Source organism: Arthrobacter sp. LjRoot78, from assembly GCF_964254335.1.
Classification (GTDB): Bacteria; Actinomycetota; Actinomycetes; order Actinomycetales; family Micrococcaceae; genus Arthrobacter.
In genome coordinates this window covers 562985-582120 of sequence record NZ_CAXUTG020000001.1, presented here as the reverse complement: position 1 = coordinate 582120, position 19136 = coordinate 562985, and the positions used below count along the sequence as shown (strand labels likewise).

Genomic DNA, 19136 nt, shown 5'->3' with positions numbered 1-19136 from the left:
GCATTAGGCAGGGGCGCTAGATGCCCACACGCCACCCTTCGCGGGCAGGGCACTCGTTGACCACCACGTCCAGTCCGGCTGCCTTGGCACGCTCTACGGCGGCGTCGTCGAACACGCCGAGCTGCAGCCACACCGACTTGGCACCCACGGCTATTGCCTGGTCGATGACAGCCCCCACTCTGTGGGAGTTCACGAAGCAGTCCACGACGTCGATCGGGTGCTTCTCCGCGGGGATGTCCGCAAGGGAGCGGTACCCCTTCTCGCCGTGGACGTCGTCGCCGGGAAGGTTGACAGGGATGATTTCCATGCCCATCCGGTCACGGATGTACAGGGAAACGTCATACGCCGAGCGCCATTCGTTGGTGGTCAGGCCCACCACCGCCCACGTGCCTTTGGTTCGCATGAGTCGGTCAATGACTGCCGGATCGTTAACATGGGCCATGCATCAACCTTACTCCTGCGGCGATTCCGGCATATCCCCGAATATATGAATGAATCAACCGAGCACAGCTAAGCGATGAACGAATATTACAGCCCCAAAGCCGCAGATTTTGTGAAATCGTGCATCTCGGTTCTAGTTGGTAGTGACCATCCCGAGCGGCCGAGAGACCTGGATCGATGAAGCCGCAGCAACCCCCGGTGACGTGAGACGACCATTCCCACGGAACTGTTCCTTCTCTCTCGATGAATTTCGAAGGAGCCCAGGGAACTAAGGGTGCTACTGCCAGGACCGATGGAGTGCTGCAATGACCCCAGAGATTTCTTCCGCCCTGCCCACCCTTGCCCGGAGTCCGTCCGAGGCAACCCCACAAACCACTTCGGACGCGACGGCGAACGAAGCAGGGCTGCGTGACGCGCCCGGCTCCTCTCGCGGCTCTTCGGGATGGTCCCTGACCGAGCCCACGGACGGCGCAGTGCACGGCGTCCCCATTGACGGACCGGCGCGTCACGGCAGTACCACCAACGTTGCATTCTGGGAAGAACAGGCCCTCCGCCTCGACTGGGCGGAGCCCTGGCACACCGCCCACCGGCGAGTGCCGGCAGACCTGGACGCCGGCACCGGCCCGGACATCACCTGGTTTGAAGGCGGCAAGCTCAACGTCGCCTACAACTGTGTGGACCGCCACATCGCCGCCGGCCGCGGCGGCAAAGTGGCCCTGCACTTCGAGGGCGAGCCCGGCGACCGCAGGGCCATCACGTACGCCGAACTGCAGCGCGAAGTGTCCAAGGCCGCCAACGCGCTCGAGGCCCTGGGCATCACCAAGGGCGACCGCGTGGTCATCTACCTTCCGGTCATCCCCGAAACCGTCATCATCACCCTCGCCGTGGCGCGCATCGGCGCCATCCATTCCCTGGTGTTCGGGGGTTTCTCCGCCGAGGCGCTGAAATTCCGCGTCGAGGACACCCGGGCCAAGCTCCTGGTCACCACGGACGGCCAGTTCCGCCGCGGTGTGGCCGTACCGGTCAAGGACAACGCGGACGCCGCGGTTGCCGGGGACAACGCCGTCGAGCACGTCCTGGTGGTCAACCGCACCACCCCTGCTGACCAGCTGGCAACCGTCCCCATGACCGCGGGCCGCGACGTGTGGTGGCACGACGCCGTCGGACGGGAATCCGACGTGCACGAACCCGAAGCGTTCGACGCCGAGACCCCGCTCTTCATCATGTACACCTCCGGGACCACCGGTAAGCCCAAGGGACTGGTGCACACCTCCGGCGGCTACCTGACGCAGGCGTCCTGGAGCTTCGAGCACCTGTTCAGCAACCCGGACCCGGCGCTCCGGGACCAGGATGTGCACTGGTGCACCGCCGACCTCGCCTGGGTCACGGCCCACACCTACGAGATCTACGGCCCGCTCTCCAACGGGGTCACCCAGGTGATCTTCGAAGGCACCCCGAACACTCCGCACCCGGGCCGGCACTTCGAGATCATCGAGCGCTACGGCGTAACCCAGTACTACACGGCACCCACTCTGGTCCGCTCGCTCATGGGCTGGTTCCCGGACGGCGTCCCGGACAGCTACGATCTCTCCTCCATCCGGATGCTCGGCACCGTGGGCGAAGCCGTGAACCCCGAAGCCTGGCGCTGGCTGCGCCGGAACGTCGGCGCCGGCACCGCCCCCGTGGTGGACACCTGGTGGCAGTCCGAGACCGGCGCCACCATCCTCTCCCCCGCCCCGACGGACACCGAGTTCAAGCCCGGCTGCGCGGCCCGCCCGCTACCGGGCGTCAGCACCCGGATCGTGGACGACGCCGGCAATACCGTGCCACCGGGCGTCCAGGGCTTCATTGTGGTGGACTCCCCCGGCCCGGCCATTGCCCGCACCGTTTGGGGCAACCCGCAGCGCTACTTCGATTCATACTGGCGCAAGTACGCCGAGCAGGGCTGGTTCCTGGCCGGGGACGGCGCCAAATACGACGACGACGGCGACATCTGGATCCTGGGGCGGGTGGACGACACCCTCAACGTCTCCGGCCACCTGCTGTCCACGATCGAAATAGAGTCCGCCCTCGTCTCCCACCCGGCCGTGGTGGAAGCGGGCGTCTGCCCGGTGGCGGATCCGAAGACCGGCCACGCGGTGGTGGCCTTTGTTGTCTTGAAGGGCGGGGTTTCCGGGGAAGTAGCTGCCGAGCTCCGCAACCACGTCGCCCAGGCGATCGGGCCGATCGCCAAGCCGCGCGACGTCGTCGTGGTTCCCGATGTGCCCAAGACCCGCAGCGGCAAGATCATGCGCCGGCTGCTCACCCAGCTTTTCGAGGGAACCACCCTCGGCGACACCACGTCACTCCAGAACGAGCCGGCAATCGCCGGCATCCAGGATGCCCTGGCCGGCTACGCCGCCTCCGTCCCGGCATCTCCCCTCAACGGACAGAAGTAAAGGAACCATCATGAACGACATCAGCAACGTTGCCCGTCTTTCCGAACCGCTCAAGTTCGCCTACTGGGTGCCGAACGTATCCGGCGGCCTGGTTGTCTCCACGATCGAGCAGCGCACCAGCTGGGACTTCGACTACAACAAGAAGCTTGCACGGATCGCCGAGAACTCCGGCTTCGAATACGCCCTGACGCAGACGCGGTACGCCGCCTCCTACGGCGCGGACAAGCAGCACGAGGCCACGTCCTTCAGCCTGGCGCTGCTGGCGGCCACGGAGCGGCTTAAGGTCATCTCGGCCGTCCACCCCGGCATGTGGCACCCCGGCGTGCTTGCCAAGTACATCATCACCGCGGACCACATCTCCAACGGCCGCGCCGCCGTCAACATCGTCTCCGGCTGGCTCAAGAACGAGTTCACCAACTTCGGCCTCGAATGGCTCGAGCACGACGAACGCTATGTCCGCACCGAGGAATTCATCAAGGTGCTCCGCGGCCTCTGGACCGAGCAGGAATACAGCCAGTCCGGCAAGTACTACAACATCACCGACTTCACCCTGAACCCGGCGCCGGTGGACGTTCCGGGCCGTGCGCACCCGGAGATCTTCTTCGGCGGCAACTCCACCGCGGCCCAGGCAACCGCCGGCCGTGTGGCGGACTGGTACTTCTCCAACGGCAAGGACCTGGAGGGCTTCAAGGAGAACATCGCCGGTGTTGTTGCAGCGTCCGGGGAGACCCTGCGCGGCACGTCCGGCCAGCTGGCCGCACCCCGCTTTGGCCTCAACGGCTTCGTCATCGCCCGCGATTCCGAAAAGGAAGCCCGCGACACCCTCCGCGAAATCGTGGAAAAGGCGCACAAGCCTGCAGTCCAGGGCTTCCGCGACGCAGTCCAGGAAGCCGGCGCGTCCACCAAGGACGGCAAGGGCATGTGGGCCGACTCGAGCTTCGAGGACCTGGTCCAGTACAACGACGGCTTCAAGACCCAGCTGATCGGCACCCCCGAGCAGATCGCGGAACGGATCGTGGAGTACAAGAAGATCGGCGTGAACCTGTTCCTCACCGGCTACCTGCACTTCCAGGAGGAAGTGGCCGCATTCGGCCAGGACGTCCTGCCGATCGTCCGCGAACTCGAGGCGGACCTCGCCCGCAGGAACGGCACGGAACTGGACCTTTCCCAGACCCCGGTGGCAAACGCCGGCACTACCAGCAAGCTGGTGGACGCGTAATGGCCGACCGCAAGTTCGGCTTCCGCACCCGCGCCCTGCACGCCGGCGGCACGCCCGACGCCGAGCACGGCGCCCGGGCGGTCCCGATCTACCAGACCACGTCCTTCGTGTTCAAGGACACCCAGGACGCTGCCAACCTCTTCGCGCTGCAGAAGTACGGCAACATCTACTCGCGCATCGGCAACCCCACGGTGGCGGCGTTCGAAGAGCGCATAGCCTCGTTGGAGGGCGGCATCGGCGCTGTTGCGACGTCGTCGGGCATGGCTGCGGAATTCATCACTTTCGCCGCACTGACCCAGGCCGGCGACCACATCGTGGCGGCCTCCCAGCTGTACGGCGGAACGGTCACCCAGCTCGATGTCACGCTGCGCCGCTTCGGGGTGGACACGACATTCGTCCCCGGCACCGATCCGGCGGACTACGCCGCCGCGGTCCGGGACAACACCAAGGCGATCTTCGTCGAGGTGGTGGCCAACCCGTCATCGGAAGTCCAGGACCTTGACGGGCTGGCAAAGGTAGCGCACGACGCCGGCATCCCCCTCGTGGTGGACGCCACCTTGAGCACGCCGTACCTCGTGCGGCCGATCGAACACGGGGCGGACATCGTGATCCACTCCGCCACCAAGTTCCTGGGGGGACATGGCACCACGCTGGGCGGCGTGATCGTCGAAAGCGGCCGCTTCAACTGGGGCAACGGCAAGTTCCCCACCATGACCGAGCCCGTGGCGTCCTATGGCAATGTCTCCTGGTGGGGCAACTTCGGCGAGTACGGCTTCCTGACCAAGCTCCGCTGCGAGCAGCTGCGCGACATCGGTCCCGCGCTGTCACCGCAGTCCGCCTTCCAGCTGCTGCAGGGCGTGGAGACGCTTCCCCAGCGTCTGGACGAGCATCTGAAGAATGCCCAGGCTGTGGCCGAATGGCTCGAAGCGGACGAGCGGGTGGCGTACGTGAACTTCTCCGGGCTGCCCTCGCACCCGCACTTTGAGCGGGCACAGAAGTACCTGCCCCTGGGTCCCGGCTCGGTGTTCTCCTTCGGCGTGAAGGGCGGACGGGCGGCGGGCCAGAAGTTCATCGAGTCCCTGCAGCTGGCCTCGCACCTGGCCAATGTGGGCGACTCGCGGACCCTGGTGATCCATCCCGGCTCCACCACCCACCAGCAGCTGAGCCCCGCCCAGCTCGAGTCCGCCGGCGTCCCTGAAGACCTCGTCCGCATCTCCGTGGGCCTGGAGGACATCGAGGACATCCTCTGGGACCTGGACCAGGCGCTGGATGCGGCGTCGGCCCTTGGTGCCGCCGAAACCGTCGCCGCCGATACCTGCACGATCGGAGCAATCGCATGAGCGCAGCAGAAACCAGGACCTGGGAAGGCCCTACTGCCCCGGAACGGCTGAACCTGCTCCGGCAGGCAAAGTCCATTGCCATTGTGGGCGCCTCGGACAAGCCGTCGCGGGCCAGCTACTTCGTGGCCACGTACCTGCAGTCCTCCACACGGTACAAGGTGTACTTCGTGAACCCCGTTGTTAAGGAGATCCTTGGCCAGCCTACCTACGCCTCCCTGGCCGACCTTCCCGAGAGCCCGGACATCGTGGATGTGTTCCGCAAGCACGACGACCTCCCGGGCGTCCTGGACGAGGCCGTCGCCGCGGGCGCCAAAACACTCTGGCTGCAGCTGGGCTCGTGGCACGAGGACGTGGCCAAGGAAGCCGAAGCCGCCGGGCTCGACGTCGTGATGGACCGGTGCGTCAAGATCGAGCACGCACGCTTCCACGGCGGTCTCCACCTGGCCGGTTTCGACACGGGCGTTATTTCCTCTAAGCGGCAGGTACTGGCCTAAAGCCTGTATAGCCCCTGGCGGTTTTACCGCAGCTTGCCGAGCCAGCGGCTGATTGGATCCAGGGAAGAGTCCAGCGCGGAGTCGAGCAGGCCCGCGCCGGACTTTTCCTGCTTCCGGCCGGACTCGCCGCGGACCTCGCTGCCTTCCTCCGGAGCCGGAGCGGCTTGTTCGGAAAGCATGCCGGCCTCTTGCGCGGAGCCCTGAGCGGACTGCCCCTCCGCTGAAGCGTCGCCCTTGCCTGCGCCGGCAGTTTCGGGGCCCGGCTGCCCTGCTTTGCCATGGCCGGAAGCCACGCCCGGAGCCCATTCCGGACGTTTGGCCGGCGGAAGCACGCGGGTATCCGGCGGTGTTGCCGCCGGCTGGCCATTGGCATGCTCCTGGGCCGCCGGGGGTGTCAGCGGTTCGGCTGCCCCGTCCGCGGGGGAAGGACCATCCTGGTCAAGCCGCAGGAAGAGCGGTGAAGCCCACCCCGCCGGCCCGTCCTGGTCCGTTGCGGCCGGGGCGAGGGGCAGCGTCCAGTCGGGGGCCCAGTCCGTGGTCAGCTGCTGCACGGACCAGAGGCCGGAGCCGTCTTCGGACACCTGGCCGGTGGCGGCAACACCCGTAACGCCGAGACCCATGCCGGCAAGGACTGCAAGGCCCACCACCGTTGGGCGGTGCTGACGCAGCCAACGCTTCCGGGTCAGTTCATCCCGTGGACCGGCCAGCATGGCCGCAAGCTCGGCCCCGGGAGCGGGAACCGGCATCTGCGCCAGCGAAGCGATGGACAGGAGGGCGGTCCTGAGTTCGGGCACGTCCGTGTGGCCGGCGTCGAGGAGAATCCGGTCAACGGTCCCACCAGAAAAGTCTTCCCTGGTTGTCATGGCGCTACGTAGTCCTTTACGGCCGAGTGTTCACGGAGTCTGTCCAAAGCACGTCGCTGAAGCTGTTTGACGGCTCCGGCACTTTTCCCCATGATTTCGGCCACCTGCTCCACAGTAAGATCAGCGATGATCCGCAGGGTCAGCACCTCTTTTTGGTCCTCACCCAGGACCTCAAGCAGTTCAAGCACTTCCCCCGGCGCAACCAGCAGCATCGCCGCGGCTTCAGCCGAGGAGGATTCCCGCCGGTCAAACTCAGGTTCGAACGGTTGTTTCGGCGGTGTCCGGCTTTGCCTTCGGTGATCGTCAACCATCCGGGCATGGGCCACCGAGAACAGGAAAGTCCGAAGGCCGCCGGCTCCGCCGCTGATGGTATCTATCCGGGGCAGGACGGCCAGGAACACATCCTGCATGGTGGCCTCCGGGTCCTCGACGCCACGGGCGGTCAGGTATCCCAGTACCTGGGACGCATAGCTCCGGTAGACCAGATTGAACAACTCGCCATCTCGGCCCTTGAGGGCCCGCAAGGCATCGTCGGTCAGCGCTTCGGTCACGGACGTGGGCTTTCGTTCAAGGGAGATGGCTACATCATTGTATGGCCATCATGTGGCGGCTGTGGGTTGAACCCGCTCAACAACTTTACCCCGGGTAAAGAAGGGGAAAGCCCACAGAGGCCGCGCACTCCTGGGCAGGTGTCCCGCTGAACCGGCCCCGGACAAAAAAGTGCCGGGCCGGAAACATGATGGGGGACAGTTCCGGCCCGGCTCTCTTTTTGCAGTCAAGCGCCAGGTACGAACCTGATGGGGGACAACTTCGAACCCGGCGCTTTCATAGTGGTAATCGTCACGGCACGGTCCAGGGTTACGCGGAATCCAAAAAACTTTTAAAAAAGTTTTGAGCACCGTTCCGGGATCGGATCCGGGGCTGGCTCAGGGACCGGATCCGGGCATGGATCAGAGGAGGAACGGGCAACAATGTCCGGGAATTCCGGGTTCGCTGTCAGCGGCCCGTCAGCAGCCGGGACAGGGCTGATGCCAGCTCGGCAGCATCCGGTCCGAGGCGCCGGCCGGTCTCGCGGGCCCGGTCCATCCGGCCGATGCGGAGATCGCTGTCGACGAGCAGGGCCACCAGCTCCAGCCGGGCTGCTCCGGCCATCGCGGCAGACGAGGCAAGGCTCTGGGCGGCCGCACTCGCGGCCTCAAGGTCTCCGCTGGCCAGGGCACCCGCCACATTGTTCACCCTGGAGGGCAACAGGACCAGGAAGAGGTTAAGGAATTCAAGGAGCCGGCTCTGGGAATGGATATCCCCGGCAAGCTCCTGCACGCGCGTGCGGTCCAGGACCGGTGCCCTGTTGATGCGGGCGCGGTACCGCCGCGGCCCCAGTTCGACCGTTGCGGTCCGGTCCGATTGCCCGGGCTCCGGAGCGGTCTTGTTCTTTCCTGACTTCACGCTGAGACCCATGACGTCCATCCCCTCCCGTTAGCAGTCCGACGATTTGCCTGTGGAAGCCCCACTCCCAGCACAGCGCCGGTGAGTCCAAGATAGGGAGGGAGGACAGCGGCGGTCACGAGTGGCCCCTACCCGAAACACACCCGCTACCACCTGCATCATGCGCACCACTACGTATCAGCCTCGTGGCCGGCGGCACGAGTACGGCGGCTCGTCCGGACAGGGGCAGGTTCCGATCCTGTAACGCTCCCGTGCCGGGGGGTTACGTGCGGCGGGCGCGGGTGTCAGGATACCGGCATGAGCGAGGAAGTGATGGCCGTCCCTGCCGCCGGTCCGGCAGCGACCCCCAAACATGTGACCGGTTTGATGAATCCACTGGGTTCCGCCGCGACGCGGGCCATGCGCGAGCAGGCCCGACGCCGGCGGGATGCCGAAGCAAAACTGCAGCAGCACCTGCTTCAGATCCGCAACAAGCAGTCCGGCGCCTAGCCGGCACCGGCGTGCGCCGGCAACCGCGTGCGCCGGCACCCCGGTTAACGACGACGGCGGCGGGCCACCTTTCCAGGTGACCCGCCGCCGTCGAACATCTGTTCTGAATCGTTAGTCGTTGATCAAATCGTTGACCACGATGGTCTGGTCGCGGTCCGGGCCGACGCCGATGGCCGAGAATCGCGTGCCGGACAGCTTCTCGAGGGCCAGCACGTAGTTCTTGGCGTTCTCCGGAAGGTCCTCCAGGGTGCGCGCACCGGTGATGTCCTCGGTCCAGCCCTCGAAGTACTCGAAGATCGGCTTGGCGTGGTGGAACTCGGTCTGGGTCATGGGCATTTCGTCGTGCCGCACGCCGTCCACGTCGTAGGCCACGCAGACAGGGATCTGTTCGATGCCGGTGAGCACATCCAGCTTGGTGACGAAGTAGTCGGTGAAGCCGTTGACGCGCGAGGCGTGGCGTGCCAGGACGGCGTCGTACCAGCCGCAGCGGCGGGGGCGGCCGGTGTTGACGCCGAACTCGCCGCCGGTCTTCTGCAGGTACATGCCCATCTCATCGAACAGTTCCGTGGGGAACGGGCCGGCGCCCACACGCGTGGTGTACGCCTTGATGATGCCGATGGAGCGCGAGATCCGGGTGGGGCCGATGCCGGAGCCCACCGACGCGCCGCCGGCGGTCGGGTTCGAGGAGGTCACGAACGGGTAGGTGCCGTGGTCCACGTCCAGGAAGGTGGCCTGGCCGCCCTCCATGAGGACAACCTTGCCCTCGTCCAGTGCCTTGTTCAGGACGAAGGTGCTGTCGATGACCAGCGGGCGCAGGCGTTCGGCGAAGGAGAGGAAATAGCTGACGATCTCTTCGACCTCGATGTCGCGGCGGTTGTAAACCTTGACGAGGAGTTCGTTCTTCTGGCGCAGTGACCCTTCCACCTTCTGGCGCAGGATGGACTCGTCAAAAACGTCCTGGACGCGGATGCCCAGGCGGGCCACCTTGTCCATGTACGCCGGGCCGATGCCGCGGCCGGTGGTGCCGATGGCCCGGCTGCCCAGGAACCGCTCGGTGACCTTGTCCAGCACCTGGTGGTACGGCGCCACGAGGTGGGCATTGGCGGAGACGCGGAGCTTGGAGGTGTCCGCGCCGCGGGCCTCCAGGCCGTCGATTTCCTGGAACAGGGCTTCGAGGTTCACCACACAGCCGTTGCCGATAATCGGAACCGCGTTCGGGCTCAGGATGCCGGCAGGAAGGAGCTTGAGCTCATACTTCTCACCGCCTACGACGACGGTGTGCCCGGCGTTGTTGCCGCCGTTCGGCTTGACCACGTAGTCCACGCGGCCGCCAAGCAGGTCAGTGGCTTTACCTTTGCCTTCGTCGCCCCACTGGGCTCCGACGATCACGATTGCTGGCATGGGATCCTCCCCCATTCGTTCGGGCTGGACCGCAGCCGGTTCACCGAGGTGACCGCCAGGGGACAGCGCCGTTCATGAGAATGCCCCGAATTCCACTGCCGCGCCTGTCCGGCCGACTGGCCGTCACGCGCAACGCAAGAGTTCCGGGGCTCTTACCACCCAAGTTTAGCCGATATGAGTGACAAGCACCGCTTTCGCCCGTTGGCGGAGCGGCTTCACACCGGGGCTGCGCTCTGCGCCTGCTCCGGGGACGACAATGTGGCGAGATGCTACCGCCGCCCGGCATTTCGCTGGGCTTGATAGACTGGTAATGATCGATCAGGAATCGGTCCACTCACCACATTTTCAAACCACACCGTATATGGCGTGCCCGGTACTTGGCATGCCTTAATCCGGTCTGGCAGCGTCACCGATCCCGCAGGAGACACAGCAATACATGACAGCCCTGGCTACTGAATCATTCCGCGAGCAGCTTCTGAGCCGCCGTTACGAACCCAACGTCGCAGTTGTCAACGAGCTGTGCGACACCTTCCAGAGCCTCAAGCCGGACACCGTGGTCCCGTACGTGGACCCGATGCACGACGTCGACGAGTGCCGCATCATCAGCCTGTACTCCAACATCGGCACGGCCGATGAATCCGGCTTCATCACCGCCGGCGACAGCGAAGCTGCCACCCGCATGCTCGGCGTGCAGTGGAAGCTGGGCCTCCGCCCCGAATTCGTCATGCCCTGGAACGTGCACCCGTGGCACATCCCCGGCGAGCCCAACGGCAAGTTCACGCCTGACCAGATTTCGGCCGGCCTCAAGCCGCTGCTGAAGTTCCTTGCGCTGGTGCCCCGCGCCTCCGTCATCGTGGCCCACGGCACCGAGGCCAACCGCCTGGCCCAGCTGCTCCTGAAGACCGAAGTGCCGCTGCTCTGGCGCCGCGGCCTCAAGACCTACAAGGTCCGTTCACTCAGCGGCCGCGCATTCGCCGGCACCGAGGCCCGCCAGCAGCAGTACCTCGACGAAATGCACGTTGCGTACGCTGACGCCATGGCCCGCACCGGCCTGACCAAGGCGAACTAACTGCGCTGAACCAACAACGACGGCGGCTCCCCACCCGGAAAGGTGGGGAGCCGCCGTCGTATGTTCAGTTATTTGCCTTCGATGGCAGCCTTGGCGGCGGGATCGGAGTCATTGAGGAACTTCTCAATGCGTTCCGGTTCCTCCGCCTCGCCGATGGCCGACGATGCGCGGCCCAGGGCGTACAGGGCGCGCAGGAAGCCGCGGTTGGGCTCGTGCTCCCAGGGGATGGGTCCCACTCCGCGCCAGCCGTTGCGCCGCAGCGAATCCAAGCCCCGGTGGTAGCCCACGCGGGCGTAGGCGTAGGAGTCGACGGTCCGCCCCTCGTTCCAGGCCTCCTCGGCCAGGATGGCCCAGAGGAGCGAGGACGTGGGGTGCTTCGCCACAAGATCAAGTGCCTCCTGGCCGAGGGCCAGGTGCTGGTAGATCTCGGACTCCGCGGGCAGGAGCGTGGGCTCCGGGCCCATCAGGTTCCTGCGGAATTCGTCGGACATGGTTAGAACGTCTTTCCGGCCGAGCCGAGCTGCTTGGTGGCCTCAACCACGCGGGCGGCGAGTCCTGCTTCGGCGGAGGCGCCCCAGACGCGCGGGTCATAGGTCTTCTTGTTGCCGACCTCGCCGTCAACCTTCAGCACGCCGTCGTAGTTCTTGAACATGTGGTCCGCCACCGGACGCGTGTAGGCGTACTGGGTGTCGGTGTCGATGTTCATCTTGATGGTGCCGTAGGAAACGGCGTCCGCGATTTCCTGGTCCGAGGAGCCGGAGCCGCCGTGGAAGACGAGGTCGAACGGGCTGTCCTTGCCGATCCTCGCGCCGACCTGGGCCTGGATGTCCTTGAGGATCTCCGGGCGCAGCTTCACGCCGCCGGGCTTGTACACGCCGTGCACGTTGCCGAAGGTCAGGGCGGTGATGTAGCGGCCGTTCTCGCCGGCGCCGAGGGCTTCGATGGTGGCCAGGGCGTCTTCCACCGTGGTGTACAGCTTCTCGTTGATCTCGTTTTCGACGCCGTCTTCCTCGCCGCCGACCGTGCCGATCTCGACCTCGAGGATCATCTTGGCGGCAGCGGTGCGCTCCAGCAGTTCACGGGCGATGCGCAGGTTTTCCTGCAGGGTCTCGGCGGAGCCGTCCCACATGTGCGAGTTGAAGATCGGGTTGCGTCCGGCCTTGACCTCGGCTTCGGAGGCGGCCAGCAGCGGCAGGACAAAGCCGTCCAGCTTGTCCTTGGGGCAGTGGTCGGTGTGCAGCGCGATGTTGACGCCGTAGTTCTTGGCGACTTCGCGGGCGAACGCGGCGAAGCCCAGGGAGCCGGCAACCATGTCCTTGGTGGAGGCGCCGGACCAGTAGGCCGCACCGCCGGTGGAAACCTGGACGATGCCGTCGGACTCTGCCTCGGCGAAGCCGCGCAGGGCTGCGTTCAGCGTCTGCGAGGACGTGACGTTCACGGCCGGGAATGCGAAGCCGCCCGCCTTAGCGCGGTCGATCATCTCGGAGTAGATCTCTGGGGTTGCAATGGGCATGCTGACTCCTAAAGTGAATTTCGTCTACGGGTTGTGTTGACCCTGGAGTGGACCTCGTCGGCTAGCACCCATCCTAGCCATTTCTGCGAAGGGGCAGTGTTTCGGGTCACTGGCCGGGTAACACTTTGCACCGGGCCCGCTGCCTCGTGGTGGCACTCCGCGGCAGTTTCAGGCCCTCCAACTGCCGCGATCGATCATCTCCCGGGCCACCTCGGCGGGGACTAGACGGACTGGCTGAACACGTGCCGGCGGATCCAGGCGTGCATGGCGATGGCGGCCGCGGACGCCGCGTTGATGGACCGGGTGGAGCCGAACTGCTCGATCGACAGAGTGTCCAGGGCCGCTTCGTGGACCTCCGGAGTCAGGCCCGGACCTTCCTGGCCGAACACCAGGACGCAGTTCTTCGGGAGGTCGTAGGTTTCCAGCGGCACGGAATCGGGGAAGATGTCGATGCCGATAATCGCCAGCCCCTCCCCCTGCGCCCACGCCACGAAGTCCTCCACGGTGGGATGGTGGCGGACGTGCTGGTAGCGGTCGGTGACCATTGCCCCGCGGCGGTTCCACCGGCGTCGTCCGATGATGTGCACTTCCTTGGCGAGGAACGCGTTGGCGGTGCGCACCACGGTGCCGATGTTGAGGTCGTGCTGCCAGTTTTCGATCGCGATGTGGAAGTCATGGCGTTTCGAATCCAGGTCCGCCACGATCGCCTCGTGCTTCCAGTAGCGGTACTTGTCCACCACATTGCGGCGGTCGCCGTCGGCCAGGAGGTCCGGGTCCCAGTGTTCCCCTTCGGGAAGCTCGCCTTCCCAGGGGCCGACGCCGACCTCCGCCTTGGGCTCCGGTTCCCCGCCGGAGGGGGAATCAGGCGGGGAGGCGGGCGCTGTAGGGGTCTGGGGGTCAGTCACGCTTCAACTTTAGCCGCGGCTTAGCCGTCCAGCTTCCAGCGGTTCGCCCGGTACGAGTTGCCGATCTTCTCCAATGCCTCCGGGTTGGCGGTCCAGTAACTCTCGTGCCCGCTGACGCCCATCATCTGCGGTGTGCCCCACGGCGTCACGGTGAACAGGTTGACGGCGCGGATGGCGTCTCCCCCGGCGTTGGTGCAGGTGAAGCCGACCACCACGGCGGCCGCCCGGCGGAACTCCCTGATTTCCGGCGTCGACGCCTCAAAATTGCCGGTGCATTTGTGGCCGACCAGGTGCTGCGGCAGTTCGGCGGCGGGGATGGCCTTGAGCTTTGCCTCGATCTCCTTGATGGCTGCCTGGACCTTTTCAGGCTCCTTGCCGTATTTGCCTTCCTCTGCTTCGGCGAAGAACGAGAACGCCGTGGAGATGCCGTCGCCGTCGCGCTCTTCAGTGCCCTTGGCGACTTGCTGCATGGGGGCGCCGGTGGCGGGGTCCTTGGTGATCCCGAACGTGTCGTCGCTGCTCCAGGCGGACAGGTAGGAGAATGAGGATTCCCCGGTGACAAACCGGTTGTAAAGCGGGTCGTCGCTGGCTGGAATGTTGGCGGGACCCTGCAGGTCATCCCAGCCGGGCGGAAGCGGGAAGGCCCCGGCCGGCATGTCATCCGCTCCGGCGTCTTCGGATGGTGCCACGGATTCCTCGGGGGCAGCACTTTCCTCTGCCGCGTCCGGGGACGCGGATTCGGCGGAAGTGGCCACGGGCGCCGGGCTGTCCTCAGCCTGCGGTTTGCTGAACGCGGGAATGACCCAGACAAACACGGCCACCAGCGCAACGGTCACGGCAGCGGCGACGGCAGCCAGGACAATGATCAGGTTCTTCTTGTTCCGAGGCTGAGGGGCTGGCATGGGGTGAGTCTGCGGCGGCTGCGGCGGGAAGTTGTTCGATGGGTAGTGCTGCTGGGGCGGTGGCGGCGGGCCGTAGTTGTTGCTCATGGCTGTCCCTTTCAGGTGCTGGCGGGCATCCTGCGGTTCTTTGGATGCCCGGAATATCCTTGGGGACCTCCCGGCGCAGGCCGGCACAGCAACCACCGCGGACTCCCCCGATCCGCGGCCGCTGGCACACTGGTGCCAGCCACGAGCCTAGTCCAACGAATGGCGCCACAACGCCGCACCGGGTCTGTCATTCTTCGGTGCCGGATGTTCCGGCGCCCCAAAAATGACAGACTGGGAGCCGGAACCGGCACATCATCGTTGGAGGATCACCATGGCAAAGTCAGACGAAGTACGTTCATCGGCAGCGCTTTACCGGAGCGGCCAGGAGATCGAATGCTGGCTGACGGATATGGACGGAGTGCTGGTCCACGAAAACCAGCCCATCCCTGGAGCCGCGGAACTGATCCAGCGCTGGGTGGACACCTCCAAGCGCTTCCTGGTGCTCACCAACAACTCCATTTTCACTCCCCGCGACCTGGCCGCCCGCCTGAAGTCCTCCGGCCTGGAAATTCCCGAGGAGAACATCTGGACCTCGGCGCTGGCCACGGCGCAGTTCCTGAAGGACCAGGTCCGCGGCTCGGATTCCGGGAACCGCGCCTACACCATCGGCGAAGCAGGACTCACGACGGCGCTGCATGAGGCCGGTTTCATCCTCACCGACCAGAACCCTGACTTCGTGGTGCTCGGCGAAACACGCACCTACTCCTTCGAGGCGATCACCATGGCCATCCGGCTGATCCTTGCCGGCGCCCGCTTCATCGCCACCAACCCGGACGCCACCGGACCGTCCAAGGACGGCCCCATGCCCGCCACCGGCGCCATCGCAGCACTGATCACCAAGGCCACCGGCCGCGAACCCTACATTGTGGGCAAGCCGAACCCCATGATGTTCCGCTCGGCCATGAACCAGATCGACGCCCACTCCGAGACCACCGCCATGATCGGCGACCGGATGGACACCGACATCATCGCCGGAATGGAGGCCGGGCTGCACACCGTGCTGGTCCTCAGCGGAATCACGCACAAGGACGACATTGCCGCCTACCCGTTCCGGCCCAACCAGATCCTGAACTCGGTGGCTGACCTCAAGAGCCAGATCTAGCCGGGTTCAAGGCGCGGGCCCGGGCGCGCCGGCCCGGGTTTCCGGGGTCGGGCCGAAGGGCCCGGGCGGCAGGGTCAGAATGCAGTCATCTTGGGCCCGCCGGTAGGCAGCGGGAAGATCTCATCCTGCAACTCCTCCAGGATGGGCCGGTAAACGAACGGGTTCCACTGGGGACTGGCGTGCGCCGGCAGGGCGTCATCGGTACGGCGGTCGTTGGACACCATGTTGGCCGCAAAGGTCCGCGCCCACGATTCGCGGGCCGTCTGATAGTTCACGGTGCCGTCCCGGGGATTGCCGATGAACGCCATCCGGGTCCCGCCCAGCTTGTCGGCGAACCGGGTGGCGTCGAAGTGGTAGATGTACGCGGATTCGGATTGGATCAGCACGCTGGACGGCGCAATCGGTGACAGCTGCTCCAGGCTCTGGTCCACCACCTGGCGCCAGGACCGTTCATCCTTGTGCACGATGCGTTCGCCCAGCTCGTACCCGCCGCGCAGCACCGTGGGAACCCGGAACCCGCCCTCGTAGAGCACCACCACGCCTTCGAACCAGCTCTGGTCCAGGACGTCGTACTTGCTGTACGGGCTGGAGTCCAGCAGGATGAATTTCACCTCCACGCCGTGCAGCTCGCGAAGCCGGGCAGCGACCTGTGTAGCCACCATGCCGCCGAAACTGTGGCCGTAGAAGTACAGGCTGGTCAGCTGCTTAGCCCGGACATGCTCAATCACCGCGATCACGATCTGGTCAATGTCCAGCCCCTGGTTGGAATAGCCGACGGCGGCCAGCTGGCCGCGCTGGCGCAGCGCACCGCGCAGGGAATTGAGGATCCACTGCGCTTCCTCCCAGCTGGTCTTGTAGCCGGGAAACAGGATCCAGCTGGCGTTCGGGTAGTAGCTCTCCGCGAAATCGTCGCCCAACGTCAGGATCCTGTTGGTGCGCCGCTCTGCCTGGACATAACGGGTGAAGAACATGTCGGTGGCCAGCAGCGCTGCCGCCCCCGATCCCGCCAGGAAGTTTCGCCGGGAAAATCTCCTGAGTTCGGCGGCATGCTTGAGGAGGCGGCCCTCGGCTGTTCCAGGGCCGCCCTCAGGCTGTGGTGGCTCCTGGACTTTCGGCACACCTCTACCGTAGCCACAGCGGAAGCCGGATATGAAACGCGCGGAACCGGCTAGTTCGCGGGCTCGGCCGGAAGCGCCTGCAGGGGATCCGTTGCGGCGTTCCGGCCGGCTTCGGCATTCTCCCGCCGCGAAATTTCCACCCCGATCGCGTCATACTGCGCCAGCAGCTCGGTGCCCGCAATCGCGGCGGGATCGTCCAGCAGTCCAAAGACGGAGTCGCTGGCAGCCAGGAGTTCGTCGTCGGAGTACTGGGCCAGCGGTCCGCATCCGGAAGGGTCGATGGAGGCCGCGAATTCACCGGTGATTTCAACGGTCTTCACACCGGGTCCGGCATCAGGGCCCAGGCCGTCCGGTCTGGGCATGAATTCGAGCGAAACGCCTGAACCCGCCGCGGAGCCGCCGCCGGAGGTGTCGCCGTCGACCGCGTTGAGGTCGTTGCGGAGCCCCACCAAAGCGGGCGATTCCACGAACGCGGCCTGCGAGAGATCCACCCGGATGTGGGCAGTGACACCCATGCGGCGGATACGGCGGATGACGTGCACCAGGGCGGGTCGGGATTCCTGGTTGAGGCTGCCCCGGACGTCGATCCGAACAACATTTGCAGCGACGTCCAGCTTAACGAGGGCGTGAAGTTTGCGGTCCATAGGTACTCCAAAAAAGGGTGTCTATGGCCGACGGCTCAACCTCGGACAGCGTAGCTTCCGCGGCCCGTCCAACACAAGCCTGCGGCGTGGTCCGGGTCAGCCGACCCGGACCTGCCGTGCGGTCAGCCGACCCGGGACTTGCCCTGCCTGGGCTCCTCGAAGTGGGTCCGGGTGCCCGCTCCGCCGACGGAATCCACCAAGGATTTGGCGATGTCCCGCAGCTTGACGTTGCTGTTGCTGGACGCGTCCGTCAGGATCTGCACGGCCGCCTCCTGGCTGCAGCGGTTCTGCGCCATGACGATGCCCACGGCGATGTCGATCGTGGTCCGGGACTCCAGCGTTGCCCGGAGGTTGGTGGCGCTGTCTGTGTGCAGCGAGAACCTGACGGCCAGGCGCAGGGCCTGCGACACTTCGCGCGTGTACCCCCGGGCGCGCGCCGCCGCTTTCTCATCGAACTTGTGCGGGACATCCGAGTAGAGGTTCAGGGCGGCCTTCGCATCGCCCTGGAGGTGGAACGGGAGGGACAACACCGAACGCAGTCCGTGCGAGGCAACCGCATCGGCGTAGTCAGGGCCCCAGCGGTCCTCTTCGAAAAGGTCCGGAACGTGGACTTCCCGTTCTTCCTCGGCGGCCGTCAGGCAGGGCCCCTGCGAGAGCGAATACTGGATCTCATCCACCTCGCGCGCGGAATCGCTGCTCCAGCCGATGGTGGCCGCCTTGCGGTCCCTGAGCAGCGTGATGCCGCACAGGGCGTCGTCGCCGTCGCCCGCCATCTGGTGCGCGGAAAAGCGCGCCAGTTCGTTGAGGAAGTCCTCGAAGTCGGCACTCTCCAGGATGAGGTTCTGGATCTGTTCGACGGTGTTGGGTGCTGGGTTGGACGGGAGCATGGCGCGGTCTCTCCAGGTGCGTGACTTGAATTTGAGCTACGCAAATTGTAGGGTGCCGCCTCTTGGCCATTCAAGCGGGGTTAGCTCCCGGCTGAATTGTCCGCCGCTGAATTGTCCGCCGCCGGCGGCACGCACGCTAGCTCAGGCCGAGCTCATCCTTGCCGAACGCGAACAGGTAGGGAACTCCGGTCTCCGCTTCGATTTTTTCCTTGGCGCCGGTGTCGCGGTCCACAATTACGGCGACGGCCACAACGTTGCCGCCGGCCTTGCGGACGCCCTCGACGGCGGTCAGTGCGGACCCGCCGGTGGTGGACGTGTCCTCGAGCACCAGGACCTTGCGGCCTTCGACGGAGGGTCCTTCCACCTGGCGGCCCATGCCGTAGGACTTCTGGGCCTTGCGGACAACAAACGCGTCCACGGTGCGGCCGGCGTCCACGGCGGCATGCATCACGGCGGTGCCCACCGGATCGGCGCCCATGGTGAGGCCGCCGGCGCACTCAAAGTCGATGCCGGCGTCGTCGATCAGCGAGAGCATGACCTGGCCCACCAGCTTGGACGCCTCGTGGTGCAAAGTGATGCGTCGGAGGTCGATGTAGTAGTCGGCTTCGGCCCCGCTGGACAGGATCACCTTGCCGCGGACAACGGCGAGTTCCTTGATGAGCTCAAGCAGGCGGGCACGGGCGGCAGCAGCGTCAGCTGCACGGGGGCTGGTGGCAGTCATGGGGTCCAGTTTAGTGGCTCCGCGGTTTGTGACGGCGCGTCCTGTGCTGGCGGGAGA

The 19136-nt window shown here is 65.7% G+C and carries 20 protein-coding genes; 7 read left to right on the top strand and 13 right to left on the bottom strand.

Annotated features, from left to right (window positions below; all coding sequences use genetic code 11):
* Positions 1 to 16: 16 nt before the first annotated feature.
* Positions 17 to 442 carry a CoA-binding protein gene (locus ACSQ1X_RS02825; RefSeq protein WP_055801072.1) on the bottom strand — a complete coding sequence of 142 codons (426 nt, stop codon included), beginning with the start codon at positions 440 to 442 and terminating at the stop codon, positions 17 to 19.
* Between the two features lie 304 nt (positions 443 to 746).
* On the opposite strand from ACSQ1X_RS02825, the gene acs reads away from it, so the two are divergent.
* From acs to ACSQ1X_RS02805, 4 genes are read left to right on the top strand one after another with little or no spacing between them, the layout of a single operon-like run.
* The gene (acs, locus tag ACSQ1X_RS02820; RefSeq protein WP_436056577.1) at positions 747 to 2879 is read left to right on the top strand and encodes an acetate--CoA ligase; all 2133 of its coding nucleotides are present in this window, start codon (positions 747 to 749) and stop codon (positions 2877 to 2879) included.
* A gap of 10 nt (positions 2880 to 2889) precedes the next feature.
* Complete coding sequence (gene sfnG / locus ACSQ1X_RS02815; RefSeq protein ID WP_436056576.1) at positions 2890 to 4098, top strand: dimethylsulfone monooxygenase SfnG; 1209 nt, start codon at positions 2890 to 2892, stop codon at positions 4096 to 4098.
* Complete coding sequence (locus ACSQ1X_RS02810; protein WP_055801077.1) at positions 4098 to 5438, top strand: O-acetylhomoserine aminocarboxypropyltransferase/cysteine synthase family protein; 1341 nt, start codon at positions 4098 to 4100, stop codon at positions 5436 to 5438. Before sfnG ends, ACSQ1X_RS02810 begins: the two co-directional genes overlap by 1 nt.
* Positions 5435 to 5932, top strand: a complete 498-nt coding sequence (locus ACSQ1X_RS02805) for a CoA-binding protein (protein WP_055801080.1) — start codon at positions 5435 to 5437, stop codon at positions 5930 to 5932. The genes ACSQ1X_RS02810 and ACSQ1X_RS02805 overlap by 4 nt, the downstream gene beginning before the upstream one ends.
* 23 nt (positions 5933 to 5955) lie before the next feature.
* On the opposite strand, the gene ACSQ1X_RS02800 is transcribed toward ACSQ1X_RS02805, so the two are convergent.
* The 3 genes from ACSQ1X_RS02800 to ACSQ1X_RS02790 form a co-directional block, all read right to left on the bottom strand.
* A complete protein-coding gene (locus ACSQ1X_RS02800; RefSeq protein WP_436056575.1) occupies positions 5956 to 6795 on the bottom strand; it encodes a hypothetical protein in 840 nt (279 codons plus the stop codon).
* Positions 6792 to 7346 (bottom strand): RNA polymerase sigma factor, encoded by a 555-nt coding sequence (locus ACSQ1X_RS02795; RefSeq protein WP_436056574.1) that lies wholly within the window; start codon positions 7344 to 7346, stop codon positions 6792 to 6794. Before ACSQ1X_RS02795 ends, ACSQ1X_RS02800 begins: the two co-directional genes overlap by 4 nt.
* Before the next feature lie 445 nt (positions 7347 to 7791).
* Positions 7792 to 8241 carry an Hpt domain-containing protein gene (locus ACSQ1X_RS02790; RefSeq protein ID WP_436056573.1) on the bottom strand — a complete coding sequence of 150 codons (450 nt, stop codon included), beginning with the start codon at positions 8239 to 8241 and terminating at the stop codon, positions 7792 to 7794.
* A gap of 297 nt (positions 8242 to 8538) precedes the next feature.
* On the opposite strand from ACSQ1X_RS02790, the gene ACSQ1X_RS02785 reads away from it, so the two are divergent.
* Positions 8539 to 8730, top strand: coding sequence for a hypothetical protein (locus tag ACSQ1X_RS02785; RefSeq protein ID WP_055801091.1), 192 nt, complete (start codon positions 8539 to 8541; stop codon positions 8728 to 8730).
* Between the two features lie 111 nt (positions 8731 to 8841).
* On the opposite strand, the gene ACSQ1X_RS02780 is transcribed toward ACSQ1X_RS02785, so the two are convergent.
* Positions 8842 to 10131: an adenylosuccinate synthase gene (locus ACSQ1X_RS02780; RefSeq protein ID WP_028272254.1), complete on the bottom strand. Its 1290-nt coding sequence runs from the start codon at positions 10129 to 10131 to the stop codon at positions 8842 to 8844.
* Between the two features lie 436 nt (positions 10132 to 10567).
* Here ACSQ1X_RS02780 and ACSQ1X_RS02775 point away from each other — a divergent pair, with 436 nt between their 5' ends.
* On the top strand, positions 10568 to 11200 hold the full coding sequence (locus ACSQ1X_RS02775; protein ID WP_028272255.1) for a uracil-DNA glycosylase: 633 nt from the start codon (positions 10568 to 10570) through the stop codon (positions 11198 to 11200).
* Positions 11201 to 11268: 68 nt separating this feature from the next.
* Here the strand turns inward: ACSQ1X_RS02775 and ACSQ1X_RS02770 are convergent, their stop codons facing one another.
* The 4 genes from ACSQ1X_RS02770 to ACSQ1X_RS02755 form a co-directional block, all read right to left on the bottom strand.
* Positions 11269 to 11691 (bottom strand): DUF3151 domain-containing protein, encoded by a 423-nt coding sequence (locus ACSQ1X_RS02770; RefSeq protein WP_055801094.1) that lies wholly within the window; start codon positions 11689 to 11691, stop codon positions 11269 to 11271.
* A 2-nt stretch (positions 11692 to 11693) separates the two neighbouring features.
* Positions 11694 to 12713 carry a class II fructose-bisphosphate aldolase gene (gene fbaA / locus ACSQ1X_RS02765; protein WP_436056572.1) on the bottom strand — a complete coding sequence of 340 codons (1020 nt, stop codon included), beginning with the start codon at positions 12711 to 12713 and terminating at the stop codon, positions 11694 to 11696.
* Between the two features lie 221 nt (positions 12714 to 12934).
* Positions 12935 to 13618 carry a TrmH family RNA methyltransferase gene (locus tag ACSQ1X_RS02760; RefSeq protein ID WP_436056571.1) on the bottom strand — a complete coding sequence of 228 codons (684 nt, stop codon included), beginning with the start codon at positions 13616 to 13618 and terminating at the stop codon, positions 12935 to 12937.
* Between the two features lie 20 nt (positions 13619 to 13638).
* On the bottom strand, positions 13639 to 14520 hold the full coding sequence (locus tag ACSQ1X_RS02755; RefSeq protein ID WP_436056570.1) for a hypothetical protein: 882 nt from the start codon (positions 14518 to 14520) through the stop codon (positions 13639 to 13641).
* A 358-nt stretch (positions 14521 to 14878) separates the two neighbouring features.
* On the opposite strand from ACSQ1X_RS02755, the gene ACSQ1X_RS02750 reads away from it, so the two are divergent.
* Positions 14879 to 15709: an HAD-IIA family hydrolase gene (locus ACSQ1X_RS02750; RefSeq protein WP_028272259.1), complete on the top strand. Its 831-nt coding sequence runs from the start codon at positions 14879 to 14881 to the stop codon at positions 15707 to 15709.
* Positions 15710 to 15783: 74 nt separating this feature from the next.
* On the opposite strand, the gene ACSQ1X_RS02745 is transcribed toward ACSQ1X_RS02750, so the two are convergent.
* From ACSQ1X_RS02745 to pyrE, 4 genes are all read right to left on the bottom strand, one after another.
* Positions 15784 to 16827, bottom strand: a complete 1044-nt coding sequence (locus ACSQ1X_RS02745) for a thioesterase domain-containing protein (RefSeq protein ID WP_436056569.1) — start codon at positions 16825 to 16827, stop codon at positions 15784 to 15786.
* 50 nt (positions 16828 to 16877) lie between these two features.
* Complete coding sequence (locus ACSQ1X_RS02740) at positions 16878 to 17471, bottom strand: hypothetical protein (protein WP_436056568.1); 594 nt, start codon at positions 17469 to 17471, stop codon at positions 16878 to 16880.
* A 122-nt stretch (positions 17472 to 17593) separates the two neighbouring features.
* Positions 17594 to 18358 carry a GAF and ANTAR domain-containing protein gene (locus tag ACSQ1X_RS02735; protein ID WP_436056567.1) on the bottom strand — a complete coding sequence of 255 codons (765 nt, stop codon included), beginning with the start codon at positions 18356 to 18358 and terminating at the stop codon, positions 17594 to 17596.
* 136 nt (positions 18359 to 18494) lie between these two features.
* Positions 18495 to 19079 carry an orotate phosphoribosyltransferase gene (gene pyrE / locus ACSQ1X_RS02730; RefSeq protein WP_028272262.1) on the bottom strand — a complete coding sequence of 195 codons (585 nt, stop codon included), beginning with the start codon at positions 19077 to 19079 and terminating at the stop codon, positions 18495 to 18497.
* Positions 19080 to 19136 lie beyond the last annotated feature (57 nt).

What these genes read in the sequence shown, in the direction of transcription:
- ACSQ1X_RS02825 (WP_055801072.1), bottom strand. Translation starts at nt 442, where the DNA reads ATGGCCCATGTTAACGATCCGGCAGTCATTGACCGACTCATGCGAACC.
- acs (WP_436056577.1), top strand. Translation starts at nt 747, where the DNA reads ATGACCCCAGAGATTTCTTCCGCCCTGCCCACCCTTGCCCGGAGTCCG.
- sfnG (WP_436056576.1), top strand. Translation starts at nt 2,890, where the DNA reads ATGAACGACATCAGCAACGTTGCCCGTCTTTCCGAACCGCTCAAGTTC.
- ACSQ1X_RS02810 (WP_055801077.1), top strand. Translation starts at nt 4,098, where the DNA reads ATGGCCGACCGCAAGTTCGGCTTCCGCACCCGCGCCCTGCACGCCGGC.
- ACSQ1X_RS02805 (WP_055801080.1), top strand. Translation starts at nt 5,435, where the DNA reads ATGAGCGCAGCAGAAACCAGGACCTGGGAAGGCCCTACTGCCCCGGAA.
- ACSQ1X_RS02800 (WP_436056575.1), bottom strand. Translation starts at nt 6,795, where the DNA reads ATGACAACCAGGGAAGACTTTTCTGGTGGGACCGTTGACCGGATTCTC.
- ACSQ1X_RS02785 (WP_055801091.1), top strand. Translation starts at nt 8,539, where the DNA reads ATGAGCGAGGAAGTGATGGCCGTCCCTGCCGCCGGTCCGGCAGCGACC.
- ACSQ1X_RS02780 (WP_028272254.1), bottom strand. Translation starts at nt 10,131, where the DNA reads ATGCCAGCAATCGTGATCGTCGGAGCCCAGTGGGGCGACGAAGGCAAA.
- ACSQ1X_RS02775 (WP_028272255.1), top strand. Translation starts at nt 10,568, where the DNA reads ATGACAGCCCTGGCTACTGAATCATTCCGCGAGCAGCTTCTGAGCCGC.
- ACSQ1X_RS02770 (WP_055801094.1), bottom strand. Translation starts at nt 11,691, where the DNA reads ATGTCCGACGAATTCCGCAGGAACCTGATGGGCCCGGAGCCCACGCTC.
- fbaA (WP_436056572.1), bottom strand. Translation starts at nt 12,713, where the DNA reads ATGCCCATTGCAACCCCAGAGATCTACTCCGAGATGATCGACCGCGCT.
- ACSQ1X_RS02755 (WP_436056570.1), bottom strand. Translation starts at nt 14,520, where the DNA reads ATGCCAGCCCCTCAGCCTCGGAACAAGAAGAACCTGATCATTGTCCTG.
- ACSQ1X_RS02750 (WP_028272259.1), top strand. Translation starts at nt 14,879, where the DNA reads ATGGCAAAGTCAGACGAAGTACGTTCATCGGCAGCGCTTTACCGGAGC.
- ACSQ1X_RS02740 (WP_436056568.1), bottom strand. Translation starts at nt 17,471, where the DNA reads ATGGACCGCAAACTTCACGCCCTCGTTAAGCTGGACGTCGCTGCAAAT.
- ACSQ1X_RS02735 (WP_436056567.1), bottom strand. Translation starts at nt 18,358, where the DNA reads ATGCTCCCGTCCAACCCAGCACCCAACACCGTCGAACAGATCCAGAAC.
- pyrE (WP_028272262.1), bottom strand. Translation starts at nt 19,079, where the DNA reads ATGACTGCCACCAGCCCCCGTGCAGCTGACGCTGCTGCCGCCCGTGCC.